12 protein-coding genes are annotated in these 15,410 nt (G+C 70.3%); 10 read left to right on the forward strand and 2 right to left on the reverse strand.

Going from position 1 to position 15,410, the window contains the following annotated elements; genetic code table 11:
- Positions 1 to 70: 70 nt before the first annotated feature.
- The 8 genes from ABZ495_RS07805 (at position 71) to ABZ495_RS07840 (ending at position 10,091) form a co-directional block, all read left to right on the forward strand.
- Positions 71 to 799 carry a hypothetical protein gene (locus ABZ495_RS07805; RefSeq protein ID WP_359805166.1) on the forward strand — a complete coding sequence of 243 codons (729 nt, stop codon included), beginning with the start codon at positions 71 to 73 and terminating at the stop codon, positions 797 to 799.
- Positions 800 to 922: 123 nt separating this feature from the next.
- Complete coding sequence (gene lysX, locus ABZ495_RS07810) at positions 923 to 2,485, forward strand: bifunctional lysylphosphatidylglycerol synthetase/lysine--tRNA ligase LysX (RefSeq protein WP_329488347.1); 1,563 nt, start codon at positions 923 to 925, stop codon at positions 2,483 to 2,485.
- A 4-nt stretch (positions 2,486 to 2,489) separates the two neighbouring features.
- The gene (locus ABZ495_RS07815; RefSeq protein ID WP_329488349.1) at positions 2,490 to 2,612 is read left to right on the forward strand and encodes a hypothetical protein; all 123 of its coding nucleotides are present in this window, start codon (positions 2,490 to 2,492) and stop codon (positions 2,610 to 2,612) included.
- Between the two features lie 117 nt (positions 2,613 to 2,729).
- On the forward strand, positions 2,730 to 3,167 hold the full coding sequence (locus tag ABZ495_RS07820) for a BlaI/MecI/CopY family transcriptional regulator (protein WP_329488350.1): 438 nt from the start codon (positions 2,730 to 2,732) through the stop codon (positions 3,165 to 3,167).
- 9 nt (positions 3,168 to 3,176) lie between these two features.
- Positions 3,177 to 3,713: an amino-acid N-acetyltransferase gene (locus ABZ495_RS07825; RefSeq protein WP_329488351.1), complete on the forward strand. Its 537-nt coding sequence runs from the start codon at positions 3,177 to 3,179 to the stop codon at positions 3,711 to 3,713.
- 92 nt (positions 3,714 to 3,805) lie between these two features.
- A complete protein-coding gene (locus ABZ495_RS07830; RefSeq protein ID WP_329488352.1) occupies positions 3,806 to 4,156 on the forward strand; it encodes an Lsr2 family protein in 351 nt (116 codons plus the stop codon).
- A gap of 709 nt (positions 4,157 to 4,865) precedes the next feature.
- Positions 4,866 to 7,385: an ATP-dependent Clp protease ATP-binding subunit gene (locus ABZ495_RS07835; RefSeq protein WP_329488353.1), complete on the forward strand. Its 2,520-nt coding sequence runs from the start codon at positions 4,866 to 4,868 to the stop codon at positions 7,383 to 7,385.
- Between the two features lie 351 nt (positions 7,386 to 7,736).
- A complete protein-coding gene (locus ABZ495_RS07840; RefSeq protein ID WP_359834920.1) occupies positions 7,737 to 10,091 on the forward strand; it encodes an immune inhibitor A domain-containing protein in 2,355 nt (784 codons plus the stop codon).
- Positions 10,092 to 10,253: 162 nt separating this feature from the next.
- Here ABZ495_RS07840 and ABZ495_RS07845 read toward each other — a convergent pair whose 3' ends face one another.
- Complete coding sequence (locus ABZ495_RS07845) at positions 10,254 to 11,417, reverse strand: beta-eliminating lyase-related protein (protein ID WP_359805170.1); 1,164 nt, start codon at positions 11,415 to 11,417, stop codon at positions 10,254 to 10,256.
- Between the two features lie 357 nt (positions 11,418 to 11,774).
- On the opposite strand from ABZ495_RS07845, the gene ABZ495_RS07850 reads away from it, so the two are divergent.
- Positions 11,775 to 12,737 carry a M23 family metallopeptidase gene (locus ABZ495_RS07850; RefSeq protein ID WP_359834922.1) on the forward strand — a complete coding sequence of 321 codons (963 nt, stop codon included), beginning with the start codon at positions 11,775 to 11,777 and terminating at the stop codon, positions 12,735 to 12,737.
- A gap of 81 nt (positions 12,738 to 12,818) precedes the next feature.
- On the opposite strand, the gene ABZ495_RS07855 is transcribed toward ABZ495_RS07850, so the two are convergent.
- The gene (locus ABZ495_RS07855) at positions 12,819 to 13,445 is read right to left on the reverse strand and encodes a helix-turn-helix domain-containing protein (protein ID WP_352286128.1); all 627 of its coding nucleotides are present in this window, start codon (positions 13,443 to 13,445) and stop codon (positions 12,819 to 12,821) included.
- Between the two features lie 237 nt (positions 13,446 to 13,682).
- Between ABZ495_RS07855 and ABZ495_RS07860 the strand changes: the two genes are divergently transcribed.
- Positions 13,683 to 15,290 carry an MDR family MFS transporter gene (locus tag ABZ495_RS07860; RefSeq protein WP_359805174.1) on the forward strand — a complete coding sequence of 536 codons (1,608 nt, stop codon included), beginning with the start codon at positions 13,683 to 13,685 and terminating at the stop codon, positions 15,288 to 15,290.
- Positions 15,291 to 15,410: the final 120 nt, after the last annotated feature.

Genomic DNA, 15,410 nt, shown 5'->3' on the forward strand with positions numbered 1-15,410 from the left:
ACCGGGCCAAACGTGGGGGATCGGCGCGACGTTACCGACAAATCGGATATTCCTCACGTAGTGTCAGCCCATGCCTACGCCACACGGATCGCGCGGCGGCATGGCCTTCAGCGCCGACGAAGTCCGCGTGCTGCGCCGCGCCCTCGCCCAAGCCCTGCACCCCGCCGTCCCCGTCCACTTCCAGGTCTCCGACCGGCTGCCGTTCGCCGGCGCGGGCGCCGAGCTGTGGGCGGAGGACGTCCAGGACGCCCTGCGCCTGACCGAGGCGATCGACGAAGCCGTCCAGGAGGGCGGCCGGCTGCGCGCCTTCCTGCTCGCCGACCTCGGCCGCTACCGGGCGGCGCTGCCCGGCAGCGCCGCCGGCTACCTGGAACGCCTGGAGGAGGCGGTGGCCGACGGCTACCTCCCCGCGCCCGAGGACCTCACCGCGCTGCGCGGGCTGACCCGTCAGCCGTGCGGCCAGACCGAGCGGGCCCGCCGCTCGCGGCTGGCCGGGCGCTGCCACGCACTGGCCGAGGCGGCCGTCCGCGAGCGGCTCGCCCTCACCACCGGCCAGCGCCACCTCGTCGCCGTACCGAGCCCCGCCGCACCCCCGAGCAGTCTCCCCACCCCTGTTGGAGGACGGATCCCGATGAGCAGCACCGAGCCCGGCGCAGAGCAGCCCGACGCCCCCCAGCCCCGTCCGCACCGGATGCCGACCCCCGCCGAGCTCTTCGGCCGTCGCCCCCGGCCGCCGGCCCGGCCCGCCCCGCCCGCCACTCCCGACGAGGAGCTGGAGCTGGCCACCGGCACCGGCTGACCGCCCCGCCCCCGGAGGGGGAGACCGCACCGGCGGTCTCCCCCTCCGGCGTGCGGCCGACGCCGCGAGCGGCACGGCCAACCCGTGGCGGAGCGGCGGTCCGGGGCTGGCTACCCTGGGGGGGTGAGCGATCAGAGCCCCATCCCCGCGACCGACGACCTCCCCGAGCAGATGCGCGTCCGGCGCGAGAAGCTGGACCGGCTCCGGGCGGCCGGCGTCGACCCGTACCCGGTCGGCTTCCCCCGGACCAGCACCATCGCCGACCTCCGGGCCAAGCACCCGGACCTGGCGCCGGACACGGCGACCGGCGAGCGGGTCGGCATCACCGGCCGGGTGATCCTCTCCCGCACCGGCGGCAAGCTCTGCTTCGCCACCCTGCGCGACGGCAGCGGCGACCTCCAGGTGATGTTCTCCCTGGACAAGCTGGGCGAGGAGCGGCTGGCGGCCTGGAAGTCCGACATCGACCTCGGCGACCAGGTCGGCGTCGAGGGTGAGGTGATCACCTCCCGCCGCGGCGAGCTGTCGGTCATGGTGGACGCCTGGGCGCTCACCGCCAAGTGCCTGCGCCCGCTGCCGGACAAGCACAAGGGCCTGACCGACCCGGAGGCCCGGGTCCGCCAGCGGTACGTCGACCTGATCGTCAACCCCGAGGCCCGCGAGATCCTGCACCTGCGCAGCAAGGTGGTCCGCTCGATCCGCCGCACCTACGAGGAGCGCGGCTACATCGAGGTCGAGACCCCGATGCTGCAGCCGGTGCACGGCGGCGCCAACGCGCGTCCGTTCAAGACCCACATCAACGCGTACGACATCGACCTGTTCATGCGCATCGCCCCCGAGCTGTACCTCAAGCGGCTGGTGGTCGGCGGCGCGGAGAAGGTCTTCGAGATCAACCGCAACTTCCGCAACGAGGGCGCGGACTCCACCCACAACCCGGAGTTCACCTCGCTGGAGTCCTACGAGGCCTACGGCGACTACGACACCCAGGCCGAGCTGATCCGGGCGACGATCATCAACGCCGCCCGGGACGCGCTGGGCACCACGGTGATCCGCGGCCTCGACCCGCACGGCGTGGAGCACGAGATCGACCTGGCCGAGCCGTGGGCGGAGGTCAGCGTGTACCCCGGCATCTCGGCGCACCTGGGCACCGAGGTGACCCCGGAGACCGGCGTCGAGGAGCTGCGCGAGCTGGCCGCCGCGCACGGCATCCCGTTCGAGAAGGACTGGGGCCACGGCCAGATCGTGCTGGAGATGGTCGAGCGCCTGCTGGAGGAGAACGCCGTCGCGCCGACCTTCATCAAGGACTACCCGACCGAGGTCTCGCCGCTGACCCGCCAGCACCGCTCGGTCGCGGGCGTGGCCGAGAAGTGGGACCTGGTGATCTTCGGCACCGAGATCGGCACCGCATACTCCGAGCTGGTCGACCCGGTCGAGCAGCGCGCCCGGCTGACCGCGCAGTCCCTGCTGGCCGCCGGCGGCGACGTCGAGGCGATGCAGGTCGACGAGGACTTCCTGCGGGCCCTGGAGTACGCGATGCCGCCCACCGGCGGCCTCGGCCTCGGGGTGGACCGCCTGATCATGCTGCTCACCGGCAAGAACATCCGGGAGACCGTGCTCTTCCCGCTCGTGAAGCCGGAGCCCAAGGCGTCCGCCGCCACCGCGGCGGCGGACAGGACCGAGGAGGAGTGACCTGATGGACTACGTCAGCGCGATCGTCCCGCCGCTGGTCATGGCGATCGGCTTCGGCTTCCTGGTGCGGGCCATCATCCGCAGCCAGGGCGGGGCCCAGAAGGCCAAGGAGGACGCGGTCGACTGACCCCGTCCCCGCCCGCGAGCACCGGCGCGCCGCCATTCCCGATTCCCGGGGTGGCGGCGCGCCGGTTTGCCGCACTTCACAAGATTTGCCCCATTCACTCCCTATCCTGGCCGCACTATGGTCCGGCAACTCGGCGAACTTGAGAACGCCATCATGACCCGGGTGTGGCGGTGGAACCGACCGGTCACGGTTCGCGAGGTTCTGCTGGATCTGCGGTCGGAACGGGAAATCGCGTACACCACCGTGATGACCGTCCTGGACAAGCTCCACAGAAAGGGCTGGCTGCGCCGGGACCGCGCCGGGCGGGCCTATCGATATGAACCGGTCTCGTCCCGCGAGGCCTACACGGCGGCTCTGATGAACGACGCCTGGGCCACCAGCGACAATCCCGCGGCCGCCCTGGTGCACTTCTTCGGCCTCATGTCGCCCGAGCAACGGGAGGCGCTGCGCGACGCGTTGCGGGTGGCCGCTCTGTTCCCGACCGATCCGGCCGGGCCGGATTCCGCGGAGTCCGGGCCGGATACCGGGGGGACCGGACCGGCGCCGGCACGATAACGTCCCGCCATGGAGGTCACCATCCGCCGGGCGCGGACCACGGACGTGCGGGCAGTGCGCGGGCTCATCGACGCCTACTCCCGTGACGGCATTCTGCTCGACAAGCCCACCGTCACCCTGTTCGAATCCGTGCAGGAGTTCTGGGTCGCCGAACGCGACGACACCGGGGCGGTCGTGGCCTGCGGCGCGCTGCACGTCATGTGGGAGGACCTCGCCGAGGTGCGCACCCTCGCGGTCGACCCGTCCTGCCGCGGCCACGGGGTCGGCCACCTGCTGCTGGAGAAGCTGCTGCAGACCGCGCGGTGGCTCGGCGTCCGTCGGATTTTCTGCTTGACGTTCGAGGTGCCCTTCTTCGCGAAACACGGTTTCGTCGAGATCGGCGAGGTCCAGGAAACCGATGATGGTACGACAGACCCGGCGGCGATCGCTACGGATGTCTATGAAGAACTTCTCCGCTCGTACGATGAAGGTGTCGCCGAGTTCCTCGACCTGGAGCGGGTGAAGCCCAACACACTGGGCAACTCGCGCATGCTGCTGCACCTGTGAGCGGCTCCCGACCCGGGCAGGGGTTTGTGTTTTCCGGAGAAAGGCGCTTTCCTTTCCTTAGGCAATGGGTCGTTTAGCGGAAAGGGAAGCCCGTGGCACAGAGGGTGCAGGTCATTCTTGAAGACGATCTCGACGGCGGTTCGGCGGACGAGACGGTGACGTTCGCGCTCGACGGCGTTGCCTACGAGATCGATCTGAAGAGCGCCAACGCGGACAAGCTGCGCGGTCTGCTGGCGCCGTACGTGGAGAAGGGCCGCAAGCAGAGCGGCCGGCTCGCCGGCGCCCGGCGCCCGGGCCGCGGCGCGGCTCCGCGCCCGTCCGGCAGCGCGCCGGACACCGCGAAGGTCCGCGCGTGGGCCAAGGAGCAGGGCCTGGAGGTCAACGACCGCGGCCGGGTGCCGAGCACCGTCCGCGAGGCCTACGACAAGGCCAACGCGGCCTGATCCCGGCAGCGCCGGACCGCCGGAGCGGATGCGGGGCCCCGGTGGTCACCGGAGGCGCACCTGGCACATGCGCGGGGCGCGGAGGAACTTTCTCCGCGCCCTGCGGCGCGTGCCCGCCCGGCCCGCCCGGCCGATCCGGGCCGTCCGCCCGGCTCCGCGGGCATGCCAGCGGACCGGGGCACGGGCGCCCCTTCGGGCACCCGCCCGGGCAGCACCGGATCGGGCGGCGGAACAATCACGAGCTGTGCAACGCTGTAGGGGCGAAGCGGTAACGCCGACACCACCGGGATGGCCTACCGACCCCGAGGGCCGGAGCTGACCCGCCGTCACCGCCGGCCGACTTCTCGCCAGGCGAACACCGCCACCGCGGAAACTGCGCGAGAACCATCCCAATACCGGGTATGAATGCAGGTGGACGGCGCCCCGCGCACCGTCCGGGGCAGTACGTGCGACCCGCCGGAGACCCTCCGGATCCGCCGGGGCCGGTGTTGTTCGCCGATGGCGTAGCGGTATCTGGTGCATCCGGCCCACCTGTGGGAACACCGTCTCCCAGCATCAGGTTGGGATTGGTGTCGGCTGGTCGCGCAGCATCTCGCTCCCGTACCGGGGAGTGAATCCGTGGGCCGCGCCGCTGAGCGGGACTAGCATGCGGAAGGACAGGGCGGGGACCGACCCCGAACTGCCCGACCGCTCTGAGGAGCGATAAACGATGTTCGAGAGGTTCACCGACCGCGCGCGGCGGGTTGTCGTCCTGGCTCAGGAAGAAGCCCGGATGCTCAACCACAACTACATCGGCACCGAGCACATCCTCCTGGGTCTGATCCACGAGGGTGAGGGTGTCGCCGCTAAGGCCCTGGAGAGCCTCGGGATTTCTCTTGAGGCCGTTCGCCAGCAGGTCGAGGAGATCATCGGCCAGGGCCAGCAGGCCCCGTCCGGTCACATTCCCTTCACCCCCCGGGCGAAGAAGGTCCTGGAGCTGTCGCTCCGGGAGGCCCTGCAGCTCGGCCACAACTACATCGGCACCGAGCACATCCTGCTCGGCCTGATCCGCGAGGGCGAGGGCGTCGCCGCCCAGGTCCTGGTGAAGCTCGGCGCCGACCTCAACCGGGTGCGCCAGCAGGTCATCCAGCTGCTCTCCGGGTACCAGACCGGCGGCGGCAAGGAGTCGGCCACGGCCGGCGGGCCCGCCGAGGGCACCCCGTCGACCTCGCTGGTCCTCGACCAGTTCGGCCGCAACCTGACCCAGGCCGCCCGCGAGGCCAAGCTCGACCCGGTGATCGGGCGCGAGAAGGAGATCGAGCGGGTCATGCAGGTGCTGTCCCGCCGCACCAAGAACAACCCCGTGCTGATCGGTGAGCCCGGCGTCGGCAAGACGGCCGTGGTCGAGGGCCTGGCCCAGGCGATCGTCAAGGGCGAGGTCCCGGAGACGCTCAAGGACAAGCAGCTCTACACGCTGGACCTGGGCGCCCTGGTGGCCGGCTCGCGCTACCGCGGTGACTTCGAGGAGCGCCTGAAGAAGGTCCTCAAGGAGATCCGCACCCGCGGCGACATCATCCTGTTCATCGACGAGCTGCACACCCTGGTCGGCGCTGGCGCCGCCGAGGGCGCCATCGACGCCGCCAGCATCCTCAAGCCGATGCTGGCCCGTGGTGAGCTGCAGACCATCGGTGCCACCACGCTCGACGAGTACCGCAAGCACCTGGAGAAGGACGCCGCGCTGGAGCGCCGCTTCCAGCCGATCCAGGTCGCCGAGCCGTCGCTGCCGCACACCATCGAGATCCTCAAGGGCCTGCGCGACCGCTACGAGGCCCACCACCGGGTCTCCATCACGGACGCCGCCCTGGTCGCCGCCGCCACCCTGGCCGACCGCTACATCTCGGACCGCTTCCTGCCGGACAAGGCGATCGACCTGATCGACGAGGCCGGCTCCCGGATGCGCATCCGCCGGATGACCGCGCCGCCGGACCTGCGCGAGTTCGACGAGAAGATCGCCGACGTGCGCCGCGAGAAGGAGAGCGCGATCGACGCGCAGGACTTCGAGAAGGCCGCGTCCCTGCGCGACGACGAGAAGCAGCTCCTGCAGGCCAAGGCCAAGCGCGAGAAGGAGTGGAAGGCCGGCGACATGGACGTCGTCGCGGAGGTGGACGAGGAACTCATCGCCGAGGTCCTGGCCACCGCCACCGGCATCCCGGTCTTCAAGCTGACCGAGGAGGAGTCCTCCCGGCTGCTGCGCATGGAGGACGAGCTGCACAAGCGCGTCATCGGCCAGAAGGACGCCATCAAGGCGCTCTCCCAGGCCATCCGGCGCACCCGTGCGGGCCTCAAGGACCCGAAGCGCCCCGGCGGCTCGTTCATCTTCGCCGGCCCGTCCGGTGTCGGTAAGACCGAGCTGTCCAAGACGCTCGCCGAGTTCCTCTTCGGCGACGAGGACGCGCTGATCTCGCTCGACATGTCCGAGTTCTCGGAGAAGCACACCGTCTCCCGGCTCTTCGGTTCGCCCCCCGGCTACGTGGGCTACGAGGAGGGCGGCCAGCTGACCGAGAAGGTCCGCCGCAAGCCGTTCTCCGTCGTCCTCTTCGACGAGGTCGAGAAGGCCCACCCGGACATCTTCAACTCGCTGCTGCAGATCCTGGAGGACGGTCGCCTGACCGACTCCCAGGGCCGCGTGGTCGACTTCAAGAACACCGTCATCATCATGACGACCAACCTCGGCACCCGGGACATCTCCAAGGGGTTCAACCTGGGCTTCGCGGCCACGGGCGACTCCACCACCGGGTACGAGCGGATGAAGGCGAAGGTCGGCGAGGAGCTCAAGCAGCACTTCCGCCCCGAGTTCCTGAACCGCGTCGACGACATCGTGGTCTTCCACCAGCTGTCCGAGGAAGACATCATCCAGATCGTCGACCTGATGATCGACAAGGTGGACGGCCGGCTGCGGGACCGCGACATGGGCCTGGAGCTCAGCATCGAGGCCAAGAAGCTGCTCGCCAAGCGCGGCTACGACCCGCTGCTCGGTGCCCGCCCGCTGCGCCGCACCATCCAGCGCGAGATCGAGGACCACCTCTCCGAGAAGATCCTCTTCGGCGAGCTGCGAGCCGGTCACATCGTGGTCGTCGGTGTCGAGGGCGAGGGCAAGGAAGCGAAGTTCACCTTCCGCGGCGAGGAGAAGTCCGCGGTCGCGGACACTCCGGCGGCCGTTGCCTCGTCCGGTCCGGACCTGACGAAGTAGTAACAGTTAACAGATAACAGCACACCGTCTGAGCCCCCGGCGTTCGCGCCGGGGGCTCAGTCCGTTTACGTGCCGTTACGAAAACTGTGATCCACCCCACGGGCTCGCAGGTGGGAGGCCTGGTCGGGCGGTGGTGCGAGTGCGACCCAGTAAGCACGCATCTTTAATGCCAATGTTGTTGACGGATCGTCAGTTGATAGCGAGTCGCGGAGCATAGCGGTGTGGCCATGTAACGGTCAAGGTCTATCTTTTCCGTCCACGCTTGGATCAAATGTCGTCCACCTGTCTTTCATTGGTTTACCGGAAGGCCAAGAGCCGGACCGGTTTGGGGAGGACGTCACAACGTTGAAGATGACCAGGAAAGCCGCCGCGGCCGCCACGGCCGGGGCGGTCATAGCCGCTCTGGGCGCGGGTCTGTTCCCGAGCACGGCCCTCGCGGCCGGCTCGGCGCCCACGCCGAAGGACCCCGCTGACGCCGTTCAGTCGGTCAAGACGGACCACAACCTGCCGGGCCCGCTGACCGAGAAGGTCGAGGCCGAGCAGAAGGCCGCCACCGAGCAGCTGCTCGCCGGCACCGCGAAGGTCGAGGAGCACGGCGGCAGCTCCAGCATCAAGCTGGGCAAGGACAAGTACGTCGAGCTCGCCCGCGAGCGCACGGACAAGATCTTCACCATCCTGGTCGACTTCAGCGACCAGGTGGACAACACCACGAAGACCCCGGACGGCAAGATCAAGTTCGGTGGGGACCCCGGTCCGCAGCACAACCAGATCGAGAAGCCCGACGCGGCGACCAACAACTCGACGCTCTGGCAGGCTGACTACAACCAGCAGCACTACCAGGACATGTACTTCAGCAAGACCCAGGACTCGCTGAAGACCTTCTACGAGAAGCAGTCCTCGGGCCGCTACTCCGTCGACGGCCAGGTCACCGACTGGGTGAAGGTCCCGTGGAACGAGGCCCGTTACGGCTCGGACTACTGCGGCCAGCACGTCTGCAACAACGCGCAGGACCTGATCCGCGACGGCATCAACGCCTGGGTCGCCGACCAGAAGGCCAAGGGCCAGACGGACGCTCAGATCAAGGCCACCATCGCGCAGTACGACCAGTGGGACCGGTACGACTTCGACCACGACGGCAACTTCAACGAGCCCGACGGTTACATCGACCACTTCCAGATCGTGCACGCCGGTGAGGACCAGTCGGCGGGCGGCGGCAAGCAGGGCGACAACGCGCTGTGGGCCCACCGCTCGTACGTCTACGGCACCCAGGCCGGCTCCACCGGCCCCGCCAACAACCTGCTCGGCGGCACCCCGGTCGGCTCCACCGGCATCTGGATCGGTGACTACACCATGCAGCCGGAGAACGGCGGCCTCGGTGTCTTCGCCCACGAGTACGGCCACGACCTCGGCCTGCCGGACCTGTACGACACCTCGGGCAGCGGGATCGACAACTCGGTCGGCTTCTGGTCGCTGATGTCCTCCGGCTCCTGGCTCGGCGAGGGCAAGAACTCGATCGGCGACATGCCGAACGACCTCGACGCCTGGAGCAAGCTCCAGCTCGGCTGGCTGAAGTACGACAAGGCCAAGGCCGGCACCGAGACGACCCACCACATCGGCCCGGTCGAGTACAACTCGAACCTGCCGCAGGCCCTGGTCGTCGACCTGCCGAAGAAGACCGTCACCACCGAGATCAACACCCCGTTCGCGGGTGCCAACGAGTGGTGGAGCGGCAGCGCCGACGACCTCAACGTGTCGCTGGCCCGTGACGTCGACCTGACCGGCAAGACCAGCGCCGCGCTGACGGCCAAGGCCTGGTACGACATCGAGCAGGACTTCGACTACGGCTACGCCGAGGTCTCCACCGACGGTGGCGCCAACTGGACCGCCCTGGACGGCACCTTCAACGGGGTCGCGATCCCGAAGAACGCCGCCGACAAGGCCGGCCTGACCGGCAACTCGGGCAACAAGTGGGGCGACCTGTCGTTCTCGCTCGACGCCTACGCGGGCAAGGCCGTCAAGGTCCGCTTCCACTACACCACCGACGGCGGTCTGCACCTCAAGGGCCTGGCCCTGGACGACATCGCCATCGCCGCCAACGGCGCCACCGTCTTCACCGACGGTGCCGAGAACGGCGACAACGGCTGGACGGCCAACGGCTTCTCCCGCATCACCGGCAAGTTCTCGAACGACTACGCGCAGTACTACATCGCCGAGAACCGCCAGCACATCTCGTACGACCGGACCCTGAAGACCGGCCCGTACAACTTCGGCTTCTCCAACACCAAGCCGAACTGGGTGGAGCACTACCCCTACCAGGCCGGTCTGCTGATCTGGCTGTGGGACACCTCCCAGAGCGACAACAACGTCACCAACCACCCGGGTTCCGGCCTGATCCTCCCGGTCGACTCGCACCCGACCCCGATCAAGTGGACCGACGGCACCCTGATGCGCCCGCGCATCCAGGGCTACGACTCGACCTTCGGCTCGCGCAAGGTCGACAGCCTGACCCTGCACAAGAGCGGCGTCGAGACGGTCGTCCCGAAGGCCAAGGGCGTCGACGAGTTCAGCGACCTCAAGTCGTACTGGTCGAAGGACAACCCGTACAGCAGCGTCATCGTCCCGAAGACCGGCACCAGCATCGAGGTCGAGAACGAGTCCTCGAACTACCTCGAGACCTGGATCCGCGTCCGCCCGGTCGACAACTGATCGAAACGAGCAGTGACGATCAGCCTCTGACCAGGCACTGATTCACCGGTCCGGCCCGTCCCCGCAGCTGCGGGGGCGGGCCGGACGCTTGTCCGCGAGAGGTCCGCGCGGCCGCCGGAGTCCGCCCGTCCGGCGGGGTCCGCGCGGCACTTCCGGTCGGACCTACCGGTCCGGCAGCAGGGCGAGGAAAGCGTCCACCGCCTCGGTGACGTCCTTGCCGGTCCACTCCAGCGCGTCCGCGGCCACCGTGACCTCCGTCATCGACAGCCCCGGCAGGCCCTGCTCGCGCCAGCCGCCGAACAGGGCCGTCCCCGACTCCTCCGCCAGCCGGAGTCCCGCGAGGTCCAGCTCCTGCGGGGGGTAGGGAAGCCAGAGCTGGAACTGGTGGGTGTGCGGCGGGGCCGGGTGGACCCGGGCGCCCGGAACGCCCGCGAACCCCTCGGCGAGCGCCGCCGCGACCGTCCCGGCGTGCGCGACGTACTGCCCCAGGCGCGGCAGTTCGCGGTCCAGGCCGGCCAGCGCGGCGAGCGCCGCCGGCCACTGCTGGAACAGCTGGCCGCCGTAGCGGTGCCGCCAGGCCTTGGCGGTCCGCACGAAGCGGGCCCGGCCGGCCAGCGCCGCGCCGCTGATCCCGCCGAGCGTCTTGTAGAAGGAGACGTAGACCGAGTCGGCCTGGGCGGCGATCTCCGGCAGCGGGCGGTCGAAGTGCACCACCGACTCCCAGATCCGGGCCCCGTCCAGGTGCAGCGCGGCGCCGTGCTCCTCCCGGACCACCGCGGCCACGGCCAGCAGGTCCGCCCAGGACGGCAGGACGAACCCGGCCTCGCGCAGCGGCAGCTCCAGGATCATCGCCGCGTACGGCTCGTCGAAGGCCCGCAGCTCGGCCACGGTGGGGAGCCGCGGCGCGACCGTGGGCCAGACGCTGCGCAGACCGCTGAGCCGCCCCAGCGCGTGCCGCTCGTGCAGTTCGGTGTGCCCGAGCGGGTGGGTGGCCACGGTCGGCAGCGCGGCGGCCTCGGCGTGGATCCGCAGCGCGACCTGCTGGGCCATCGTGCCGGTGGGGAAGAACGCGGCGTCCTCGGTGCCGAGCAGCTCGGCGACCCGGTTCTCCAGGGCCCGCACCACGCCGTCGCCGTACATGTCCGGCCGCCGGTCCAGGTCGTAGGCGCCCTCGCCCTCCTCGGCCAGGGCGGCGAGCCGCTCGCGCAGGCTTCGCGGCCGGGTGCCGGAGAGCAGCCGCTCGCAGCCGCGCAGCGCGGTGTACCGGCGCTCCTGGACGCCGGGCCCGCGGTCGGCTTCGGTCTCTTCGCTCCTGTTGGGATACATGCGTCGATGGTCCCGCAGGGACGGCGCGGGGTCAGCGGTGCGGACACCACGGGCGCCGCGGGCCCGGCCGGAGCCCGGCGCCGGGTGGCACTGGTCACAAGCACCCCCCGTGGTACGAGCGGCGGTAGTAGCGCGACGCGGCGGGGCCCCGGGAGACGCGGGCCGTGACCCTACTGTCGGATCACATGATCGTTACTCCGTCGGCTTGAATCTCCGGCCGGACGGTGACTACACGCCGTAGTACGTCACACCGTTTGGGAGTCCGCTCGGTGACGGTTACACCTGAGTGGTCCCTGCTCAGCACGCCCGAACGGGCTCGTTGCGCTGTCCCCGTACGTCCGTGAGGTCGAGCTACCGATGTCTTCCGTCCCGCCCATGGGGCCGGCCCTGCGCCGCCTCGCCGCCGACGCGGCGAACCGGGCGGCCGCCTGGCAGCCCCGGCTCGGCCAGGCCGTCCGCACCCACGCCGCCCCGCTCCGCACGCTCACCGCGCCCCGCCACGTGCTCCCCGGGGGCCCGCTGCGGGCCGACCGGCACCGCACCGTCACCGCGATCGGCGCGAGCGCGGTGATACTGTCCGGCGCCCTGCTGGTCGCCGCCCCCGGCAGCGCCTCGGCGCAGACGGTCGTACCCACCACCCCCGGCAGCTCCGCCTTCACCTCCTCGCCCGCCGCGGTGCCCGCCCCCACGCCGGTGCAGGTCGCCGGCCCGAGCGCCTACAAGCTGCCGCACGAGCACGGCTCGGCGCAGGAGTACGTGGCGGTCGCCGCCAACCTGCTGCCCCCGGAGCCGCCCGCCCCGGCCGCCCCGGCCGCCCCGGCCGCGCCGTCCACCGACCAGGCTCCGGCCGCCGAGCCCGCCCCGGCTCCCGCTCCGGCCCCCGCACCCGCACCCGCCCCGGCCCCCGCGCCCGAGTGGTCCGCGCCGGTGCCGGGCGCGCCGACCAGCAACCCGTACGGCGTGGCCAACCCCGAGTACGCGGCCGGCTACCACACCGGCGTGGACTTCGCGGTGTCCCCGGGCACCGCGCTGCTGGCGGTCGGCAACGCCACCGTCGTGTCGGCCGGCTGGGACGGCGCCTACGGCAAGGAGGTCGTGCTGCGGCTGGCCGACGGGCGGTACGCGCAGTACGCGCACATGTCGTCGATCTCGGTGTCGGCGGGCGACCGGGTCTCGGCCGCCGAGCAGATCGGCCGCTCCGGGAACACCGGCAACTCGACCGGGCCCCACCTGCACTTCGAGATCCGCTCCAGCAACCACTACGGCGCGGTGGTCAACCCGATCGCCTACCTCTCCGGGCACGGGGTCACCGGCTTCTGAGGCCGCGGCACACGACGAGGGGCGGACCGGTCCACGCGACCGGTCCGCCCCTCGGGCGTTCGTGGGCGGGCGCCGGGCCGCTCAGACCCGGACCGGGGGGCTGATCAGGGCGCCGATCTCCAGCGCGACCCGCTGCGCGGCCGCCATCGCCTCCTCCACGGTGGCCACCGGTACGGCGTGCTCCGGGACGTGCCCGGGCTCCTGGCACTCGGCGGCGTCCTGCTTGATCAGGAACAGGGCCGAGTTGATGGTGAACAGCGACATCGCGGCGCGCAGCCGGTCCTCGAAGGTGGCCTCCGGGCCGTGCACCAGCCGGACCATCGCGATCATGCGGTCCTTGAACTCCACCCCGGCGGGCGAGTCGCGCAGCGCGGGCTGGTTCTCGTGGAAGAAGCGCAGCAGCGGGGCCCGCTCCGACATGCCCGCCGCGAACCGGCGGATCAGCTCGTCGCGCAGCGCGGGCGTCCACTCCTGCTCGCGGCCCCAGGCGATGGTGTCGTCGATCGGCGCGGCCATGCTCTGCACGATGCCGTGGACGATGTCGTCCTTGGTCTTGAAGTGGTAGTAGAGCGCGGCCTTGGTGACGCCCAGGCGGTCGGCGATCTCGCGGAGCGAGGTCTGCTCGTACCCCTGTTCGGAGAAGAGCTCCAGTGCGACCGCGACGATACGGGCCCGGGTGTCGCTGCGGGGGCTGTGCGTCGTACCCATGGCCTGCCTCGTTGACTGCGTCGGTGACTGCTGTGGCTGCGTTCGGCCGGCGCCGGTCGACGCCTGCCCGTCCGAACTCATTCTCCCCGTTCCGGTGGTCGACCTGGAAACTGGCTTGACGACCGGCTAGTGCACAACTTACCGTGCCGACGGTCCACAAACTAGCCGGGCGACAAGTAAGTAAGCCTTCCGCAGGCCAGATCGGTCGTCCGCCTCCAGTCCGGGAGACACCACCCCATGTCACAACCCAAGGCCGCCACCCCGGCACCGGAAACGACGACGCCCGAGGAGCAGCAGACGCGCTCCCCCCGGGAGATCCGCCTGGTCATGATCGGCCTGGTGGTCACCATGCTGCTGGCCATGCTCGACAACCTGATCGTCGGCACCGCGATGCCGACGATCGTCGGCGACCTCGGCGGCGCCGAGCACCTGTCCTGGGTGGTGACCGCCTACACCCTGGCCACCGCCGCCTCCACCCCGATCTGGGGCAAGCTCGGCGACCTCTACGGCCGCAAGGGCATCTTCCTCACCTCGATCGTGATCTTCCTCGTGGGTTCGGCGCTGTCCGGCCTCTCGCAGAACATGAACGAGCTGATCGGCTTCCGCGCCCTCCAGGGCCTGGGCGCCGGCGGTCTGATGGTCGGCGTGATGTCGATCATGGGCGCGCTGGTCCCGCCGCGTGACCGCGGCAAGTACCAGGGCATGTTCGCCGCGGTGATGGCGCTCGCCACCATCGGCGGCCCGCTGGTCGGCGGCTTCATCACCGACCACCTGAGCTGGCACTGGACCTTCTACATCAACCTGCCGCTCGGCGTGATCGCGCTCGCCGTCGTCGTGGTCACCCTGAAGCTGCCGAAGGTCCGCAGCAAGGCCCGCATCGACTACGTCGGCGCGCTCCTGCTCACCACCGGCATCACCGCGCTCACCCTGATCACCACCTGGGGCGGCCAGGAGTACGCCTGGGGCTCCAAGCAGATCCTGGGCCTGGGCGCGCTCGCCGCCGCCACGCTGATCGCCTTCTGCTACGTCGAGCAGCGGGTCGAGGAGCCGATGCTCCCGCTCGACCTGTTCAAGAACCTGAACTTCACCCTGGTCTCGCTGATCGGCTTCATCGTCGGCTTCGTGATGTTCGGCTCGACCGTCTTCCTGCCGCTCTACCAGCAGACCGTGCAGGGCGCCTCGGCGACCAACTCCGGCCTGCTGCTGATGCCGATGATGTTCGGCATGCTGGTCGTCTCGCTGGTGGTCGGCCAGGCGGTCACCAAGACCGGCAAGTACCGGATCTACCCGATCATCGGCACCATCGTGATGACCGGCGGCATGCTGCTGCTGTCCATGCTCTCCACCGACACCAGCAGCTTCGCCTCGGCCTGCTACATGGTGGTGCTCGGCGCCGGCATGGGCTTCCTGATGCAGATCACCATGCTGGTCGCGCAGAACAGCGTGGAGCTCAAGGACATGGGCGTGGCCAGCTCCACCGCCACGCTGTTCCGCACCATCGGCGGTTCCTTCGGCGTGGCGCTGTTCGGGGCCCTGTTCAACAACCGGGTGACCGAGACCATGAAGGAGCGGCTCGGCGACGCGGCCGCCAACGGCGGTGGCAAGGGCGACCCGAGCTCCCTGAGCCCGGCCGCGCTGCGGGCGCTGCCCGCCCCGGTCCAGGACGCGTACCACCACGCCGTGGCCAACGGCATGCACACCGTCTTCCTCTGGGGCGCCGCGGCCGCGGTGATCTCGATCGCCGCGGCGGTGTTCCTGCGCGAGGTGCCGCTGCGCGGCGCCGGCTCGCCGGCGAAGGACGACGCCAAGGGCACCGAGCCCAACATCGAGGCCGTCGCGATCTGACGCCCGGAAAGCCCCCCTCCCGCCCCTTGGGTTTTAAGGGTCGTTGCAACACCCCAGCTGAGGGGTTGCGATGGACTTCGAGATTCGTGGGGACCGGAAGCCGCAGGGGCCCAGGAAGCT

It is taken from the genome of Kitasatospora sp. NPDC005748 (assembly GCF_040630735.1).
Lineage (GTDB): Bacteria > Actinomycetota > Actinomycetes > Streptomycetales > Streptomycetaceae > Kitasatospora.

What these genes read in the sequence shown, in the direction of transcription:
- ABZ495_RS07805 (WP_359805166.1), top strand. Translation starts at nt 71, where the DNA reads ATGCCTACGCCACACGGATCGCGCGGCGGCATGGCCTTCAGCGCCGAC.
- ABZ495_RS07815 (WP_329488349.1), top strand. Translation starts at nt 2,490, where the DNA reads ATGGACTACGTCAGCGCGATCGTCCCGCCGCTGGTCATGGCGATCGGC.
- ABZ495_RS07820 (WP_329488350.1), top strand. Translation starts at nt 2,730, where the DNA reads ATGGTCCGGCAACTCGGCGAACTTGAGAACGCCATCATGACCCGGGTG.
- ABZ495_RS07825 (WP_329488351.1), top strand. Translation starts at nt 3,177, where the DNA reads ATGGAGGTCACCATCCGCCGGGCGCGGACCACGGACGTGCGGGCAGTG.
- ABZ495_RS07835 (WP_329488353.1), top strand. Translation starts at nt 4,866, where the DNA reads ATGTTCGAGAGGTTCACCGACCGCGCGCGGCGGGTTGTCGTCCTGGCT.
- ABZ495_RS07840 (WP_359834920.1), top strand. Translation starts at nt 7,737, where the DNA reads ATGACCAGGAAAGCCGCCGCGGCCGCCACGGCCGGGGCGGTCATAGCC.
- ABZ495_RS07845 (WP_359805170.1), bottom strand. Translation starts at nt 11,417, where the DNA reads ATGTATCCCAACAGGAGCGAAGAGACCGAAGCCGACCGCGGGCCCGGC.
- ABZ495_RS07850 (WP_359834922.1), top strand. Translation starts at nt 11,775, where the DNA reads ATGTCTTCCGTCCCGCCCATGGGGCCGGCCCTGCGCCGCCTCGCCGCC.
- ABZ495_RS07855 (WP_352286128.1), bottom strand. Translation starts at nt 13,445, where the DNA reads ATGGGTACGACGCACAGCCCCCGCAGCGACACCCGGGCCCGTATCGTC.
- ABZ495_RS07860 (WP_359805174.1), top strand. Translation starts at nt 13,683, where the DNA reads ATGTCACAACCCAAGGCCGCCACCCCGGCACCGGAAACGACGACGCCC.